Genomic DNA, 17,552 nt, shown 5'->3' with positions numbered 1-17,552 from the left:
CCCGAGCATCATGGAACTGCCTTCCACCCCTGCGCGTCCCACGCTGCGTGTGACCGATGACCGCTCCTTCGTCGAGACCGAAGCGGCCCTGGAGAAATCAGGCCGGGTCGAGGAGCTGATCCGCCTGTACGAGGGACGCTCGCGGGATGTGCCTACGGAAGAGGCGGCGCGACTGCTGTGCCGCGCGGCGGAGCTCGCGCACGAGCGGCAGCGCAATGCCCCGCGCGCGGAGGATCTGCTCAAGCGCGCGTTGCTGGTCGCGAAGGATCCAATGCCCGCGCTGCGCGGGCTCAAGCGGCTGCATGAGATCCGCCAGGACTCGGCGGCGCTGGTGGACGTGCTGGAGCGGTTGGGCGCCGCCACCCAGGGTGAGGAGAGCGCGGGCCATTACCTGAAGGCCGCGGACTTGTACGAGCAGAAGCTCTTCCGGCGCGACCGCGCGGTGCTGTGCCTGCAGCGCGCAGCCCGGGTGAAGCCGGACCGCGCGACGTTCCGGCGCGTGCGGCAGTTGCTGCTCAGCGAGGAGCGCTTCCAGCCGGCCTTCGAGGCGCTGCAGCGGGAGCGCGCGGCGCTGGGCGACGCGGGCATGGCGGAGGAGTACGCCGGGCTCGCGGAGCGGTTGGTGGACGATCCCACCGAGCACGCGCTGGCGCAGCAGGTGCTGGACGTGGCGCGGGAGCTGGATCCGCAGAACGCGCGCGCGGAGAAGGCCACCCGCGCGATGCAGCGCTTCGAGCAGGTGTGGCGCGACAAGGTGCGCATGCTGCGAGGCATGTCGCTGGAAGAGCGCGATCGCAAGAGCGCGGCGCGACTGTCGTTGCTCGTGGCGAAGCTGTTCGCCTGGTACGAGCCGACCGCCACCGGCAAGGTGAAGGAAGCGTTGGACCGCTGCTTCCTGCTGTGGCCGGGCATGCCCGAAGCGCTCACGCTCATCGAGCGGATGGCGGCGCGAGCGGGCGACCATGGTCCGGCCATCGTGCAACTGGAGGCGATGGCGGGCGAGGCGCGCGACCGCACGGCGCAGGTGGACCTGTGGCTGCGCGTGGGCACGCTCAAGCTGGGGCGGATGAACGACGCGGCCGGAGCGCTGGCCGCCTTCGAGAAGGCCGTGGCGGCGGATCCGTCGCGCGCGGACGCGGCCAGCCTCGCCGCGGAGCTGATGCTGGGCCAGGAGCGCTACCTGGAGGCGGTGGCCACGCTGGAGCGCTACCTGGGCACGGTGAAGGACCGCGCGCAGCAGGCGAGTCTGCGGCTGCGGCTGGCGGACCTGTGCATGCAGCAGTTGAAGGACTCGGAAGCGGCGCGCGAGCACCTGGAAGCGGCCCTGAAGCTGGAGCCCACCAACGCGCTCGCGGCCTTCCAGCTGTCGCGCCTGCTGGCGGAAGACGAGAAGCTGGATGAAGTGCTGCCGCTCCTGGAGCTGGCCATGCTCGCGCCGCGTCCGCGCGCCGAGCGCGTGGCGTTCTGCGAAGCGCTGGCGCTGATGTTCGAGGAGCAGGAGAACGAGCGCGGCGCGTTCGAGGTGCTTGCGCGCGCGCTGGAGCTGGAGCCGGGACGGCCGCTGCTGCTCAACACGGTGGTGGAGCACGCGGAGAAGGCCAACGCGCAGCCGGCGCTGGCGCACGCGCTCCTGCGGGCCGCGCAGGCGGCGGCGCCTCCGGCGGTCGCGGTGGCGCTGTGGCGGCACCTGGCGCAGCTGCTCCAGGGGCCGTTGGCGGAGCCCGTGCGCGCGGAGGCCGCGTGGCGCGAGGTGCTCTCGCGCGTGCCGGGGGATTCGGCGGCGAGCGAGGCCGTGAAGTCGCTGCAGGCGGTCGCGGCGCTGGCGGATGATCCGAAGACGCGGCTGGAGACGGACATCGCGCGGCGCGAGGCGGCGGGCGCGCCCCCGGAGGAACTGGAAGCGCTGGTGCGTCAGTGGGTGCAGCTTGCGCCCGAGGATGTCCAGGCGGTGCAGCGGCTCCAGGCCCTGTGCGTGGCGCTGTCGAAGTTCGAGGAGGCCGCGTCCCTGGCGGCGAAGCTCGCGACGCTGGCCGAGTCGCAGCTCGAGCGCAACGAGTGGACCGCGCGGCAGGCGAAGTTGTACGCGGAGCGGCTGAATCGTCAGGAGGACGCGGCGGACCTGTTCCTGTCGCTGCTCGCGGAGAACGTCTCCACCGGCGTGGTGGTGGGCGGCCTGGAGCGACTGGCGGCCGGTGGCGTGCGCACGGTCGCGCTGACCGAGGCGCTGGCGAACCACTACGGGCGCACGGGCGACCATCAGCGTCAGGTGGCGGCGCTCCAGCAGCAACTGGACTCCACGACGGACGCGGCGACGCGCAAGCGGCTGCTGACGGTGCTGGCCAGCATCCACGAGAAGCAGCTCGCGGACAGCCGGGCAGCCTTCGACACGCGGCTGCGCATGGTGCGCGAGGAGCCGAAGGACGAAGCAGGGCGCGCGGAGACGGCGCGACTGGCGCGCGACCTGTCCGCCCACGCGGAGCTGGGGCGCGTGCTGCGCACGCTCGCCACCGAGGCCGAGGAGCCGACCCTGGCCGTGCAGTTGCTCTCCGAGGCGTCGGTGCTGGCGGAGGAGGGCGGGATGGCGGCGGAGGCCATCACCGCGCTGGAGGCCGCGCTGTCGCGTGCGCCCGAGGCCCCGCAGGTGCTTCAGCGCCTTGTCAGGTTGTACGGACGCGCGGGCCGCTCGGCGGACGCGGAGACGCTGCTGCGCAAGCGCATCCACGCCACGCGCGGGCCGGAGCGTTTGGAGTTGTTGCTGCGCCTCGTGGACCTCAACGTGGAGCTGGGCCGTCCGCTGCAGGCCGCGGAGGCGCTCCAGTCCGCCATCACCCATGGCGCGGAGGAGGGCCGGCACCTGCCGCGCCTCGCCGAGCTCTATGAGAAGGCGGGCATGGACCGCGAGCTGGGGGACACCCTGGCGCGGATGATTGGCCTCGCGGAGACGGCCGGTGACGCGGACCACGTGTCGCGGCTCAAGCTGCGTCGCGCGCAGCTGCTGCAGGGTTCGCAGGACGGCAGCGCGGAGGCGGTGCAGAGCTACGGGGACCTGCTGCGGCAGCGCCCGTCGGATCCGGACGCGCTCGCGGCGCTGGAGGCGATGCTGGCCTCCGGCCCGTCGCGCGAGGCGGCGGCGCGCGCGCTGATCCCCGCGTACGAGCGCACCAAGGAGCACCGCAAGCTGGTGGCGACGCTGGACGTGCTCGCCGAAGTGGCGCGTGACGACGCGGGCCGCGTGCAGGCACTGCGCTCCGCGGCCCAGGTGCACCTGGCGCACCTGCGGCAGCCGGAGCTGGCCTTCGCGTCGCTGGCTCGGGCGCTGCGCATGGCCCCGGCGGACGCGGGCCTGCGGGCCGCCGCGCGTCAGGCCGCGGAGGACGCGGACTCGCTCGACAGCTTCGCGGAGATCATCAGCGAGCTGACGGAAGAGGGCGATGTCGGTCCTGCCCGCGCGGCGCTGCTGCGCGAGCTGGCGGAAGTGCAGGAGAAGAAGCTCGACGACCGGCCCGGGGCGGTGAAGGCCCTGCGCGCGCTGCTGGTGCTGGAGCCGGGCAACCTCGACAGCCTGCGCTCCCTGCAGCGGTTGCACCGCGCGGGCGAGGAGTGGGCGGCGCTGGCGGAGGTGCTGGAGAAGCTGGCGGTGGCCACGCAGGAGCCCGCGGATCAGCTCGTGTGCCTGCGCGAGGCCGCGCTGCTGCATGAGACGAAGCTCACCGACAAGGAGAGCGCCGCCGCCGCGTGGCGCGCCATCGCGGAGCGTGACCCCGCGCAGCGCGAGGCCGCCACCGCGTTGGACCGCCTCTACACGGACCTCAACCGCTCCAAGGACCTGGCGTGGACGCTCGCGCTGCGGCGCAACCAGGAGGGGCAGAGCCCGCAGGGCCGTGAGGTGTCGTTCCGCCTGGCGGAACTGCTGCGCACGGAGCTGGACGACGCCAACGCGGCGCTGGGCCTCTACAAGCGCATCCTGACCGAGGACCCCGGCCACCCGGGCGCGCGCGCCGCGCTGGAGGCCTGGGTGAAGGCGGCGGTGCCCACGAGCGGGGCGGCGCTGGAGGTGTTGGACAAGGTGCTCCTGCAGGTGGGTGACCATGCCCGCCGGGTGGCGCTGCGCGAGACGCGGATGGAATCCGCGCTCACGGTGGAGAAGATCATCCTCGCGGGGGAGATCCGCCGCATCTACGAGCGCGACATGCAGCAGCCGTCGCTCGCGTTCATGGCGTCGGTGAAGGCGTTCGCCAACGGGCTCGACCGCGACGGCGTGCGGCCGGACCTGGAGCGGCTGGCGCGCGAGACGGGCAGCCACGAGGTGCTGGCGGAGATCTACGAGAGCGCCGCGGTGGACCTGACCTCCGGCGACCCGGTGGCCCTGGACATGCTGCGCCGGGCGGCGGAGCTGCGCGAGAGCCTGGATCAGCCCGAGGAGGCCACGCGCCTCTGGAAGAACCTGCTGTCGGATGCGCCGCAGGACCGGCAGGCGCTGGAGGCGTTGTCCCGGCTGTACGAGAAGGGCCAGAACGCCAAGAGCCTGTCGGAGGTCTACGCCCGTCAGGCGCAGCTCGCCACGGATCCGGAGACGCGGCTGGGCCTGCTGCTCAAGGCCGGCGAGGCCTACGCGAGCTCGGGCGAGGACGCGAAGGCCATCGAGGTCCTCCGCTCCGCGCTGGCTCTGAGCAAGGTGCCGGAAGGACTGCTCGCGCTCGACAAGCTGTACGCCAAGACGCGCCGCTTCGTGGAGCAGGCGGACGTGTTGGATCAGCTCGCCGAACTCGCGGCGGACGAACCGGGACGGCGCGCGTACCTGCTGCGCCGTGCGCAGTTGCTGGAGAAGGAGGTCGGCCCCTCCGAGGCGCTCCCCGTGTACCGGCGCCTGCTGGAGCTGTCGCCGGGCGACGGTCAGGTGGTGGCCGGCCTGGAGCGACTGCTCGCGCACGACGCCCCCAGGCTGGAAGCGGCGCGTCTCCTGGAGCCCGTCTACCGGGGCCTCAACGACACGCGGAAGCTGGTGGACGTGCTGGAGGTGCTCCTGCCCGGAGTGCCGCCAGAGAAGCGGCTGGAGCGCCTGCAGGAGATCGCCATCCTGCGCGAGGGCCTGGGCCAGACGTCGCTCGCGTTCGTCGCGCGACTGCGTGCGTTCAACGAGCAGCCGACGGAAGCCACCGTGCGCGACGAACTGGAGCGGCTCGCGGCGGACTCGGGTTCCTTCGAGGAGGTGGCGGCGGCCTACGAGGATCAGCTGGAGCGCGACCCCGCGGAGCCCCTCGCGGGCGACCTGTGGCGGCGGCTGGCGGCCATCTACGACAACCGCCTGAAGCGCTACGACCTGGCGGTGCGCGCGTGGGAGCAGGTGAGCCGGCGCGACCCGATGAACAAGACGGTGCTGGAGGCCATCGCCCGCGTGCACCGGCGCACGGCCGCGCACCGGGAGCTGGCGCTCGTCATGCGCCGGCAGGTGGCCGCCGAGGGCAACCCCGCCTCGCAGGTGAACCTGCTCTTCGAGCTGGCGCATCTGGCCGAGGAGACGCTGGCGGACAAGTCGCTCGCGGCGCAGACGTACCGCGAGGTGCTGGAGCGCCGGCCGGAGAACGCCAACGCGCTGAAGCTGTTGGGCCGCGTGCTCGCGGACATGGAGCGCTGGGCGGAGCTCGCACAGCACGTCGAGCGTGAAATCCAGATGGCGGATGCGCGCGATGCGCAGGAAGAGGCGTCCGACCTGCGGGTGCGCCTGGGCCGTCTGAAGGTCTCGCGCCTGGATGATCCGCGAGGCGCCCTGGAGCTGTACCAGGCCGTCCTCGCGCGACGCGCGGGCCACCCGGGTGCGGTGGGCGCGCTGGAGGAGCTGGCGCGCTCGGAGAGCCCGCTGCGAGGCGCGGCGGCCAGTGCCCTGGAGCCTGTCTTCGCGTCGGTGGGCAACCACCTGAAGCAGGTGGAGATGCTGGAGTCGCGTGCCTCCGCTGAGGCCGTGCCGCAGGAGCGGGCCGCGCTGCTGCGCCGCATCTCGGAGATCTACTCCACCGCGCTGGAGAACGCGGAGATGGCGTTCCTGTCGGCCACGCGCGCGCTGCGTGAGCTGCCGGAGGATCCGCGCTCGCTGGAGCTGTGCGTCTCGCTGGTGGACAAGGCGGAGGCGCCGGAGGAGCTGTGCGCGGTGCTGATGGAGGTCGCGCCCAAGGCGGGCGACGCCGCCCGAGCGGAGCTGTACCGCGCGCTGGCGAGGCTCCAGGTTGACCTGGGCGAGCCGGCCGAAGCGCTGGCGTCGTGGAAGCGCGTGCTGGAGCTCAAGCCCACGGACAACGAAGCGCTGGATGGCACCGCGCGGCTGGTGGCGTCGCAGGGCCGTCCGTCGGAGCTGCTGGAAGTGCTGCGCCGTCAGCTCGCGCTGTCGGAGGAGCCGGCGCGTCGCGCCACGGTGCTCTTCCAGATTGGCGCGTTGCAGGAGGAGCAACTCAAGGACACGCTGGGCGCGCTGGCCACGTTCCGGCGCCTGCTGGAGCTCAAGCCGGATGACGCCGCCGCGCTCGCGCGGATGGAAGAACTCTGCCAGAAGCAGGAGCGTTGGCCGGAGCTCGCGGACGTCCTCGCGCGGCGCATCGCACTGATGCCGACGGAGGAGGGACTGGAGCTGAAGTTCCGCCTCGCGACGGTGCGCGAGTCCAAGCTGCTCGACAAGGTGGGCGCACTGGCGCTGTACGGCGAGGTGCTGTCGGTGCAGCCCAACCATCCGGGCGCGGTGGGCCGGATGGAAGCGCTGGTGGCGCGCGAGCCCCAGAACCTGCTGGCGGTGGAGACGCTGCTGCGCGCCTTCCGCGCGAGCGGCGACGTCGCGCGGCTGGCGCAGTTGATTGAAACGCGCGTTGGCGTGTCCCCGGATGCGGTCGAGCGCAAGCAGCTTCTTGGCGAACTGGCCACGCTGCGCGAGACGCAGGGCGAGAGCGAGCTGGCTTTCCTCGCGCTCTACCGTGGCTTCAAGGAGGACCCGAACGACGGCGAGGTGCGCCGCCGGCTGGAGAACGCCACCGACGTCGCGGGCAGCTATGACGAGCTGGTGGTGCTCTACGAGGAGGCCCTGCCGCGCATCGCCGAGGCCGCCGACGCGGCCCAGGTGTGCCTCAAGCTGGGCCAGGTACTGGAGACGCGCCTGCGCGATCCGGACCGCGCGGTGTCCTACTTCGAGCGCGCGCGCACGTTGCATGCTTCGGTGCAGGAGCGGTCGCTCGTCGCGTTGGACCGCCTCTATCTCCACCTGGAGGCGTGGCCGGAGCTGGCCGGCGTGCTGGAAGCGCTGGCGACCGGCGCGACCACCCCGGCGGACAAACTGGGCTTCCTCTTCCGACTGGGGCAGCTCTACCAGGAGCGGCTGGACAGCCCGGACCGCGCGGCGAGCGCCTACGAGGCCATCCTCGCGCTGGAACCGGGACACCTCGCCTCGGCGCGGCTGCTGGAAGGCATCTACGAGGGCGCGGGGGCGTCCGAGAAGCTCTACGGCATCCTGAAGCTCCAGGCGGACAAGGTCGTCGGCAGCGAGCGCGACCGCGTGCTCGGCAAGATGGCGCAGGTGTCGGCCGAGGGGCTGTCGGACCTGGGCCGCTCCATCGAGCTGTACCGCGAACTCCTGTCGAAGAACCCGCGCAACGAGCAGGTCTTCTCCGCGCTGGAGTCGCTGTACGAGCGCGCGGACCGTCCGCAGGAGCTGCGCGAGCTGCTCGAAAGCCGCCTGGCCATCACGTTGGATCCGCGTGAGGTGGTGCGCCTCAACGAGCGGCTGGGCCGCGTGGTGTACCGCCTGCTCAAGCAGCCGGAAGCCGCTGTGCCGTACTTCAAGGCGGCGCTGGACCGCGACGCGCGTCACCGGGGCGTGCTGGACACGCTGCGCGAGCTGTACGACGAGACGGGCCAGCGCGACGAACTGGTGGGCGTGCTGCGCCGCCTTGTCCCGCTGCAGGAGAACAGCGAGGGCGTGAAGGCGCTGCGCCTGCGCCTGGCGGAAGTGCTCGCCGGGATGGGCCGGCGTGAGGAATCGCTGGACGCGGCCCGGCGCGCGTTGGAGGTCGAACCGCACGTGGTCCCCGACCTGGAGCGCGTGTACGCGCTGTCCGTGTCGCTGCGCGCGTGGAACGACGCGGTGCGCGCCCTGGAGCTCAAGGTCCAGGTGCACCTGCAGACCGAGGAGCGTGACCCGGCCATCGCCGCGTACTTCACCGTCGCGGAGCTGTGGGAAGGGCAGGGCGGCAAGCCCGAGCTCTCCGCGGGCGCGCTGGAGAAGGTGCTGGAGCTGGATCCGGCCAACCGCACCGCCTACGAGCGCGTGTGCACGCTGTACCGCACGCACAACGACTGGCGTGCGTACGCGACGGTGATGGACCGCTACATGCCCCACCTCGTCACCGACGAGGAGAAGCTGGCGGCCCTGCGGGAAATCGCCCGCGTGCAGGAAGAGCGCCTGGGCCAGAAGGACGTGGCCTTCCTGGCGCTGTGCCGCGCGCTGCAACTGGACGCGACGGAGGACGGCCTGCGCGAGGAGGTCGAACGCCTCGCGGACGAGACGGGCAGCCACGAGGAACTGGCGGCCGTCTACGAAGAGGTCGCGGACGAGCTGCCCCGCGGCCCGCTCGCGGAGCGGCTGTACGCCACGTTGGCGCGCATCCACGACACGCGCCTGGATGATCCGCAGGCCGCCGAAGCGGCGTTCCGGAAGATCCTCGAGTTCGACCCGACCAACGCCACCGCGCTGGACGGGCTGGCGGCGGTGTTCCAGCGGCGAGGCCGCGACCGCGAGTACGTCGTCGCGCTGGAGCAGAAGCTGGAGGCGGCGGGCTCCATCGAGGCGCGCAAGGGCATCCTCAAGGAGATCGCGCGCGTCTGGGATGAGACGCTGGAGGACCCCATCGAAGCGGCCAGCGCCCTGTTGCGCGCGCTGGAGCTGGAGCCGGATCAGGAGACGCTCGGCGTCCTCACGAAGCTCTACCGGCGCGGAGGGGCCCACCGCGACGTGGCCACCACGCTGCTGCGGGCGCGCGACCTCGCGTCGTCCGCTGAAGAGCGTGCGCGCATCCAGGTGGAGGTGGCGATCGTCTACGAGCGCGACCTGAAGGACGACGAGTCCGCGGTCTCCGCGTTCCGGATGGCGTTGGAGTTCGACCCCGTCAACCGCGAGGCGCTGGAGTCGCTGGAGCGGCTGCACATCCGGTTGGATCAGCCGGCGGACCTGCTCGCCATCTACGAGCGGATGTTGGAGCTGAGCCAGGACTACCGCGAGAAGGTCCGCGTCCTCTTCCGCAGCGCGACCATCTGGGAGGACACGTACCAGAACCCGGCGAACGCCGATGCGTGCGTGGAGGGCGTGCTCTCCATCGACCCGCAGAACGTGCCGGCCATCAAGTCCCTCATCCGGCTGCGCCGCGCGCAGGCCCGGTGGGAGGACCTCATCGCCGCGTACGAGCGTCAGCTCGCGCTCGCCACCAGTCCGCAGGAGCAGGCGGAGCTGTACGTGGAGATCGGCAACGTCCAGTACCAGCAGCTCAAGGTGGTGAACCGCGCGGTGAACAGCTACCACGCGGCGCTCGCCACGGACCCCGAGTCCCGTCAGGCCCTGCACGCGCTGGGCAACCTCTACGAGCGCAGCGGCAACTGGCCCTTCGCGCTGGAGATGTTGCAGAAGGAAGCGCAGGTCGTGGGTAACAACCCGGTGGCGGTGGAGCTGTGGCACCGCCTGGGGAAGATCAACGAGGACATGCTGTCGGACATGTCCAGCGCCCGGAACGCGTACCAGCAGGCGCTCGCCATCGACCCGGGCCACCTGCCCACCATCCGCGCCCTCAAGGGCATCCAGGAGCAGGAGAAGGACTGGGGCGGCTACGAGCAGACGCTGCTGCAGGAAGCGCAGCAGACGGATGATCCGGCCGCCAAGGGCCGCGCCCTGCTGGATGTCGCGCGCTACCACGCGGAGACGCGCGAGGACCGCGAGACGGCCACCCACTACTGGGAAGAGGCCCTCAAGAACATCCCGGACAGCCTGGAGGCGGCGCGCCCGCTGGCGGACGTCTACATCGCGCGTGAGGACTGGTCGTCGGCGGAGCGGATGCTCGACATCGTCACGCGCAAGATGGCGGAGAAGGCCATGGCGGAAAAGGACGCCGCCGTCGCGCAGGATCTCTGCCGTCAGTTGTACCGGCTGGGCTACGTGACGGAGAAGCTGGGCCGGCGCGACAAGGCGCTCAGCTCGTACGAGAAGGCCTACGGCCTGGACGCCACGTACCTGCCCGCGCTGGAGGGCTACGGCAACCTGCTGGTGCAGGCGAAGCGGTACGAGGACGCGCTCAAGGTCTTCCAGACCATCCTCATCCACCATCGCGAGGAGCTGACGGACCTGGAGGTGGTGGAGGTCTACTGGCAGTTGGGTGACGTGCACGCCGCGCTGGGCCAGGCGGACCGCGCGCAGAACCACTTCGAGAAGGCGCTCGCCATCGACCCGCAGCACGAGCCGACGCTGCGTGCGCTGGTGACGTTGATGGACAAGGCGGGCCGCTACGAGAAGTCCGCGGAGCTGCGCCAGGACCTCGTCAACAGCCTGGAGGGCGAGGCGAAGGTCAAGGTCTACCTGGAGCTGGGCCGCATCGCGCGCGACGAGCTGCACGACCCGTACATGGCCATCGACGCGTTCAGCGGCGCCCTCAAGACACATCCGGAAGCGCCGGAGGTGATGGACGCGCTCTACCGCCTGCTGCGCGAGACGCGTCAGGGCCAGAAGGCCGCGGACGTGCTGGGGCGCATGCTGTCGCTGCCCGAACTCGCGTCCGAGCCGCACAAGGCCAAGCGCGTGTGGTTCGCGCTCGGAGAGATCCGCCGCGACGAGCTGAAGGACGTGGAGGGCGCGACGCAGGCCTTCAACGCCGCGCTCGACCTGGACCACCGCTTCGTGGAGGCCTTCAGCGCGCTGGAGGCGCTGCTCGGTAGCGCGCGCCAGTGGAAGGTCCTGGAGGAGAACTACACGCGCATGCTCTCGCGTCTGCCCAAGACGCCGGACACGCACCCGGCGCGCATGACGCTGTGGCGCGCGCTGGGCGACCTGTACCTCCAGGTGCTCAAGCACCCCGAGGGCGCGGTGGCCGCCTACGGCGTCGCGGCGAAGGGTCTGCCGGACGACGCTGCCATGCAGGAGGCGTTCGCGGAGGTCGCCGGTCAGATGCCGGGCCGCGAGGAAGAGGCCATCGTGGCGCTGCGCCGCGCGCTGCCGAACACGGAGAACCCGCGCAAGGTGGTGGGCCACCTGGTGCGGCTGTCCGCGGTGCGCAAGGACTACGACGCCGCGTGGCTCGCGGCGCAGGCCGTGTCGGGGCTCCTGGGAGAAGCCGGGGAGGACGAGCAGGAGATCCTCACCAAGCTGGGGCCCTACGCGAAGAAGAAGGAGCTGGCGCAGCGTCCGCTGACGGATCGGCTGTGGCAGACGGCGCTCTTCCACCCGAAGGTGCGCGGGCCGCTGTCGGAGCTCCTGGGACTGCTCTTCGAGAAGGCGGGACACCTGTACGCGGTGCCCTTCCCGCAGTACCAGCTCGTTCCGAAGCGCCACCGCATCGACGTGGCGACGGCGCAGGAGTACCACGTCAACCACTACCGCTACGTCGCGCGGCTCTTCAACATGGAGGCGGTGGAGCTGTACTCACCGTTCCTCGTGGCCACGCGCGAGCGCCTGGCGAAGCGCTCCAACGAACCGGCCCCCGAGCCGCTCGTGAACGTGGATCTGCTCCAGACGCATCCCGCGTGCGTGCGTGTGGGCGGCAAGTACTTCGCGGAGCAGGGTCAGAAGGAGGTGTACTACCTCCTGGGCAGGACGCTGGCCCTGGCCCGTCCGGAGCTGGCGTTCAGCCAGCGCGTCGCGCCCGAGCGACTGGAGGCGGTGGTGCAGGCCGCGCTCAGCCTGGTGGTGGGCAACGTGCGCTTCACGGTGGATCCGCGACTGGTGGACGTGGAGCGGCAGCTGCTCCACAAGAGCATGAGCGAGCCGGACCGGGCCGCCCTGGCGAAGGTCGCGCGGGCCTACCTGCCCACGGCGACGCCGCAGGATGTGCGCACATGGTTGGAGGGGGCGGAGCTCACCGCGTCGCGCGCGGGCCTCTTCGCCGCGGGCGAGTTGGAGCCCGTTCGCCGCATGGTACAGGGGGAGACGGGGTCGTCGTTCCGTGTCCCGCCCCGCACCAAACTGCGGGAGTTGCTGGTGTTTGCGACGTCCGAGGACCTGCAGGAGCTGCGTGTGGCTGTTGGCACACACGTGGAAGTGCAGGCTCGAAAATAGTGGCCTCAGACCGGCGCGAGGGTTCACGCGTTGAAAGCAGGCGGGCGTTCAAGGCGGGTGTCCTTGATCTCACCCGGTGGCCACTTCTACGATTCCGACGGGATTTCGCCCGTCATTTCTGAGGCTTACGGGAACGATGCGTTTCGTCTGCGACAGCTGCCGCGCGCAGTACATGATCAGCGACGACAAGATTGGCCCGAAGGGGGTCAAGCTTCGTTGCAAGAAGTGTGGTCACACCATCCTGGTGAGGCCCGCCGGAGCATCGGCGGGGAAGGAGGGAGGGGCGGACACCCCCGCATCCACGGAAGCCAAGAGCGGCGCCGCGGACTCCAATGCGCCACGCATCGTGGAGCAGTCCGGCACGGGGCTGCCCGCCACGCTGGGCACGCCGCCCGAAGGCGGCCTCTTCACCGACGTCGAAGAGGATGAGATTGGCGCCGTCTTCGACCAGGTGCTGAGCACCGGTTCGCAGAAGGCGCAGGCCCGCGACGCGGAAGCCGAAGCCGTGAAGGCCGCGAAGGCCGAGACGGTGCGCAAGCTCGCCGAGGCCGAGGCCGCCGAGCCCTCGCCAGACGACGCGAAGGCCGCGACGTTGCACGAGTGGTACGTCGCCATCGACGAGAAGCAGGTGGGTCCCTGGTCGGTGGAGAAGGTGAAGGACGCCTGGGACCGGGGCGAGGTGGGCCCCGACAACCTCTGCTGGCGTTCGGGCTTCAGCGACTGGATTCCCCTGTCGGAGACGGCGGAGCTGGCCTCCGTGCTGGCGCCGCGTCCGGCCAAGCCGGTCATCGTCGCTCCCGCGCCGGTGTCCACGTCGTCGCCGACGATCGCCGCGGGGCCGGTGGAGTCCGCCTTCAGCGCGGGCAGCAACCGTCCGGGTGTGGGCGGTGGCTCCAGCGCGCCGGATGAGCCGGTGGGCTGGAAGCCCTCGGCCGCGAGCGTGCTGGCCTCGCTGGTGAAGGAGGAGAACGACGCCCTCACCAAGCCGCCTCCGCGTCCGGCGCCCTCGCTGGATCGCGAGCCGCTGTCGCAGTCACGGCTCCTGGATGTTCCCATGCCGCCGCCGGAGCCGAAGTCGTCTCCCGCGATGCCCGTGGCCATGATGGGCGCCGCTCCGGGGATGGCCGCGCCCCAGGCCTATCCGCAGCAGGGCTATGCGCCGCAGCAGCCGGTGCAGCAGTACGCACCGCAGCCCCAGGCCTATCCGCAGCAGCAGGCGCAGATGCCCTACGGGCAGCAGCCGCAGGGCTATCCGCCTCCGGGCTATCCCGCGGCCTATCCGCCGCCCGCGGCGCCGCCCACGAGCGGCAAGGGCCGCACGGGGATGATGGTCGCGGTGACGGCGGGGGTGCTCGTGATCGCGGGCGCCGCGGTCGTCTACGTCGCGCGTGGCAATTCGTCCGACCGCCCCGTGGACCCACCGGCCCAGGTCGCGGTGGCCCAGACGCGCCCGGCGGAGCTTCCGCCCATGCCGCCGCCTCCCGCGGTGGTGCAGCCTGCGCCTGCGGCTGTCGCGGCGACCGCGCCCGCCACCCCACCGACGGACAGTGCTCCTGCGGGGACCCCTGCCGCAGTCGCTCCCGTGGCGGCGGGAACTCCCGCGGGGACCCCGCCCGCCGTGGCGGCGGTGACGCCGCCTCCCGCCGTGGTGACGCCTCCTCCGGCGACGGCGCCCAACATGGCGACGGCGGTGGCGAAGGTGGAGCCGCGCAACACGCGTCGTACGGGCTCCAGCAACAGTGGCAGCCGCAACAACCAGCGTGAGGATGACGAGGAGGCCATCACCGTGTCGAAGCCCTCGGCGGCGTCCTCGTCGAATTCCGGGGGTGGGGACGACGACTTCGATGAGCTGTTCGGCACGAAGAAGACGCCGGCCACCACGAAGCCCACGGGCAAGACGACGGCCACGGCCTACATCCCGCCTGAGCCTGGCGGCGGCACGCTGGAGCGCCTCCAGCAGTCGGACATCATGCAGGTCGTGCTGAACAACAAGCCTTCCATCGTGAAGTGCGTGAACGAGCAGAAGGCGAAGGATCCGTCCCTCAGCGGCAAGCTGGTGATGCGCTGGACGGTGCAGACGAGTGGCAAGACGAGCAGCGTGTCGTGCCGCACGGATGAGTTCAGCAAGAGCTACATGGCGACCTGCATCACCGGCCTCATCAAGGGGTGGTCCTTCCCGAAGCACCAGAAGCAGGGCGACCCCATCGACTTCCCGTTCACGTTCTGAAACGAAACACCGACATCGCCGTCATATCTGACGGCGATGTCGCTGTGACGTGCGGCGGGATTGTGCGCTTTCGTGAACAGTGAATTTCCACTGGGCGGTGTCGTTGGAAGGTCGGTCGACACTCGTTGACACGTCTGGAGCGAGGGGACTAAAGCCCGCTCGACTTCAATACCCGGTGCCTGCAGTTGTGGCCGGAGGCACCGGGCGACGTACCAATCCAGGAGGAAGTTCCGAATGCAGCTTCGCAAGATGATGGTGATGCTCGCCGCGGTGAGCACGATGAGCTTTGCGCTGACCGCCTGTGGTGATGAGACGACGGCGACCGAGTCGTGTTCGTCCGACACCGACTGCGCCTCCGGCTTCTGCAACACGGCTGCCCGCGTGTGCATGGACACCTGCGAGAGCGGCTCGGACTGCCCGGACGCCGAGAAGAACTGCGCCCCTCTCTCTGGTTCGACCAACACGGCGAAGGTCTGCCAGTGCGCGACCTCTGAACTCTGCAACTCGCAGAACGGCACCACGGGCCAGGTCTGTGGCACCGTGTCCAAGCGCTGCGAAGAGCCCGGCACCAGCACCGGCTGCACCAAGGACAGCGAGTGCGCCACGGGCGAGACCTGCAACACGAGCACCGGCGCGTGCATCCCCCCCGTCGGGCCGACGGCCTGCTCCGGCGAGGGCCAGTCGACCTGCGCGTACGGCAGCTCCTGCGGCGGAACCACCTGCGCGGCGGTTCCTGCTCCGACCTGCTCCAATCTTCAGGGCAAGCCGGCCGCCAGCTTTGATCCGGCCACGGGCACTGGCAACATCATCTACAGTGTGACGAAGGAAATCTTCGGCACGGCTTGCGGTACGGATACGACGGCTCAGACCGTGAAGGCCCGTGTGTCCTTCTACTCCAAGAACGCTGACCTCCCTGCGACCAAGGAAGGGCTGAATGGCTTCTTCTACGTTCGGACTACTGGTGGTGAGCAGAACGGCGTGCCGCTCAGCAATGGCTACCAGCGGTCGACTGATTCTCGAAGCGCCTCCCTGTCGGTGAACCTTTGCGTCGACAAGGACTTCAATCAGGTTGTCCTCGGCTTCTACTTCACCGGCGGTAACGGCTACTGCGCGACGCTGACGAAGTAGGCATGTCCAGCGAGCAACTGGGCCTCTGAGCGGGTCCAGCAGGCCCTGTTCCCGGTTCTCGCGGGAGCAGGGCCTCGTTCATTGAGGGCTTCATCCAGAGGCTCGGGAGCGACTTGAATTTATTCGGGTGTCCCGCGTTTTCTTGAGTGGAAGTTCGAGACATTTCCCAACTTCTGGAAAGAAAGAGACCATGTCCAAAGTCACGTTCCGCGTTCTTGCCCTGTGCCTGGCTGTGGGTGGCCCTGCGATGGCTGCCGACAAGACTGACGATGTCAAGCTGGCCTGCCCGGCGGGGACGAAGCAGTTTGGTGGTCGTGCGACCATGACTGACCGCGGTGTGTTCTGCGTGAAGAACAAGACCGAGGCGAGCCTGCCTATCGCGCACGGCCCCTACGTCAGCTACCATCCGAATGGGCAGAAGAAGGCCGTTGGACAGCACTCGGACGGCGGTCAGTCGGGCCTCTGGACCTTCTTCGATGCGAATGGAGTGAAGACGGAAGAGATTGAATTCTCCAACGGGAACTACGATGGGCGCCGGACGCACTTCTTCGCCACCGGCAAGAAGCAGTCCGAGGATCGCTGGGCCAAGGGCATGCAGAATGGTGTCGCAGTTGCCTTCGCTGAGGATGGGCAGAAGGTTGCCGAGTCCGAATACCGGAATGGCCAGCTTGTGAGCGCTCAGCGTTTCGAGAACGGACAGCCCGTTTCGGCGAAGTAGCTCCCTGGTGAAGACGGCTTCCTGCTCTCCAGAGGAAGCCGTCGAAGGGCTTTCCCTCGGCCTTCGGTCCGGGTAGGAACGTAGGTGTGAAGGCCCCTTCGCTTGCTCCAGTTCTGTCCTCTATTCCTATCTGCACGGTGTCGCAGATGGGATTGCGCGAGCTTGAGCGCATCCGCCTCATCTTGCGAGGTGGATCCGTCATCGACTGGCGACGCATGCACTTCCAGTCACGTGATGAAGTGGATCGCTTCCTCCGTCTCTGCCAGCTCGACGTTTCGCGCCCCTTTGACGACGCGTGGGCCCGCACGGTGCTTGCGGATGCAGTGGAGTACCTTCGTAAGACCTTCGACTACAGGGTGGCGGACGCAGTTGCCCAGCCCCAGGAACTCCACGATCTTTTCCTCTTTGCCTCGGGGGCAAAGGGACTCGCGCGATATCGGCGGATCGCCTGCATTGTCCTGAAGGTGATGCACGTCATCCAGCACATTGAGGGACGAGACCTGCTCTTTCGCTTGGCTGCTTCAGAGGCCGAACTGGCGGAGATGGTCACGGAGAAGGTGCTGGGCGTCGCACGTGAGATGATGGAACGGGGGCTCCCTATCGTGGAGTTCGCCCACTCCATCAAGACGCGCGAGTCACTGGTCACCAAGCTGATTGCGAAGAAGGAGACCGTGGCGGCGCAGGTCTATGACCGCACGCGGTTTCGAGTCATCACTCGCACACGTGCGGACGTCCTGCCGGTGCTTTACTTCCTCACGCAGCGCTTGTTCCCATTCAACTTCGTCGTCCCTGGGCAGACGGAGAATACGCTTCTGCCGTTCAAGGGGCTCCTCGCAGAGAATCCCCATTTCGAGCAGTTCATCCCTCAGATGCATCTCGATCGGGACTTCGAGGATCGCGAAGACCGTACTGGGAATGCTTTCTCGGGCAGTTCCTATCAGGTCCTCAACTTCGTCGTGGATCTCCCCCTGCGAATGGACCCGTATCTTCCTCTCCCTGACGAGGATACCCGCCCTCGCAAAGGTCGCGTCACTTTTGCCTTGGTCGAGTTCCAGATCGCGGATGAGGAAACGGCCCGTCGCAATGAGGTCGGGGACAATGCCCACGAAAGTTACAAGCGCCGACAGAAGCGGCGCGTCCTCAACCGCTTGAGCAGAGGCCTGGTCGTACCGAAGCGTCAGGGCTGAGTACGC

Annotated in this window: 5 protein-coding genes; all 5 read left to right on the top strand. The window is 69.6% G+C overall.

Translation table 11 applies throughout. The features are described from left to right. Positions 1-10: 10 nt before the first annotated feature. The 5 genes from OV208_RS09035 to OV208_RS09015 all read left to right on the top strand — a co-directional run bounded on the left by OV208_RS09035 (position 11) and on the right by OV208_RS09015 (position 17,546). Positions 11-12,286 carry a tetratricopeptide repeat protein gene (locus OV208_RS09035; RefSeq protein WP_267573412.1) on the top strand — a complete coding sequence of 4,092 codons (12,276 nt, stop codon included), beginning with the start codon at positions 11-13 and terminating at the stop codon, positions 12,284-12,286. 136 nt (positions 12,287-12,422) lie between these two features. Then, on the top strand, positions 12,423-14,513 hold the full coding sequence (gene gltJ / locus OV208_RS09030; protein ID WP_267573411.1) for an adventurous gliding motility protein GltJ: 2,091 nt from the start codon (positions 12,423-12,425) through the stop codon (positions 14,511-14,513). Positions 14,514-14,747: 234 nt separating this feature from the next. After that, positions 14,748-15,641, top strand: a complete 894-nt coding sequence (locus tag OV208_RS09025; protein ID WP_267573410.1) for a hypothetical protein — start codon at positions 14,748-14,750, stop codon at positions 15,639-15,641. 190 nt (positions 15,642-15,831) lie between these two features. Continuing rightward, a complete protein-coding gene (locus OV208_RS09020; RefSeq protein ID WP_267573409.1) occupies positions 15,832-16,359 on the top strand; it encodes a toxin-antitoxin system YwqK family antitoxin in 528 nt (175 codons plus the stop codon). Between the two features lie 86 nt (positions 16,360-16,445). Further along, positions 16,446-17,546 (top strand): TIGR04552 family protein, encoded by a 1,101-nt coding sequence (locus OV208_RS09015; RefSeq protein ID WP_267573408.1) that lies wholly within the window; start codon positions 16,446-16,448, stop codon positions 17,544-17,546. Positions 17,547-17,552 lie beyond the last annotated feature (6 nt).

This window comes from Corallococcus sp. bb12-1 (genome assembly GCF_026626765.1).
In the GTDB taxonomy this organism is placed as follows: domain Bacteria; phylum Myxococcota; class Myxococcia; order Myxococcales; family Myxococcaceae; genus Corallococcus; species Corallococcus terminator.
Note: the sequence above shows the minus strand (reverse complement) of the source record. Positions and strands in the feature narration are given on the sequence as shown.

What these genes read in the sequence shown, in the direction of transcription:
- OV208_RS09035 (WP_267573412.1), top strand. Translation starts at nt 11, where the DNA reads ATGGAACTGCCTTCCACCCCTGCGCGTCCCACGCTGCGTGTGACCGAT.
- gltJ (WP_267573411.1), top strand. Translation starts at nt 12,423, where the DNA reads ATGCGTTTCGTCTGCGACAGCTGCCGCGCGCAGTACATGATCAGCGAC.
- OV208_RS09025 (WP_267573410.1), top strand. Translation starts at nt 14,748, where the DNA reads ATGCAGCTTCGCAAGATGATGGTGATGCTCGCCGCGGTGAGCACGATG.
- OV208_RS09020 (WP_267573409.1), top strand. Translation starts at nt 15,832, where the DNA reads ATGTCCAAAGTCACGTTCCGCGTTCTTGCCCTGTGCCTGGCTGTGGGT.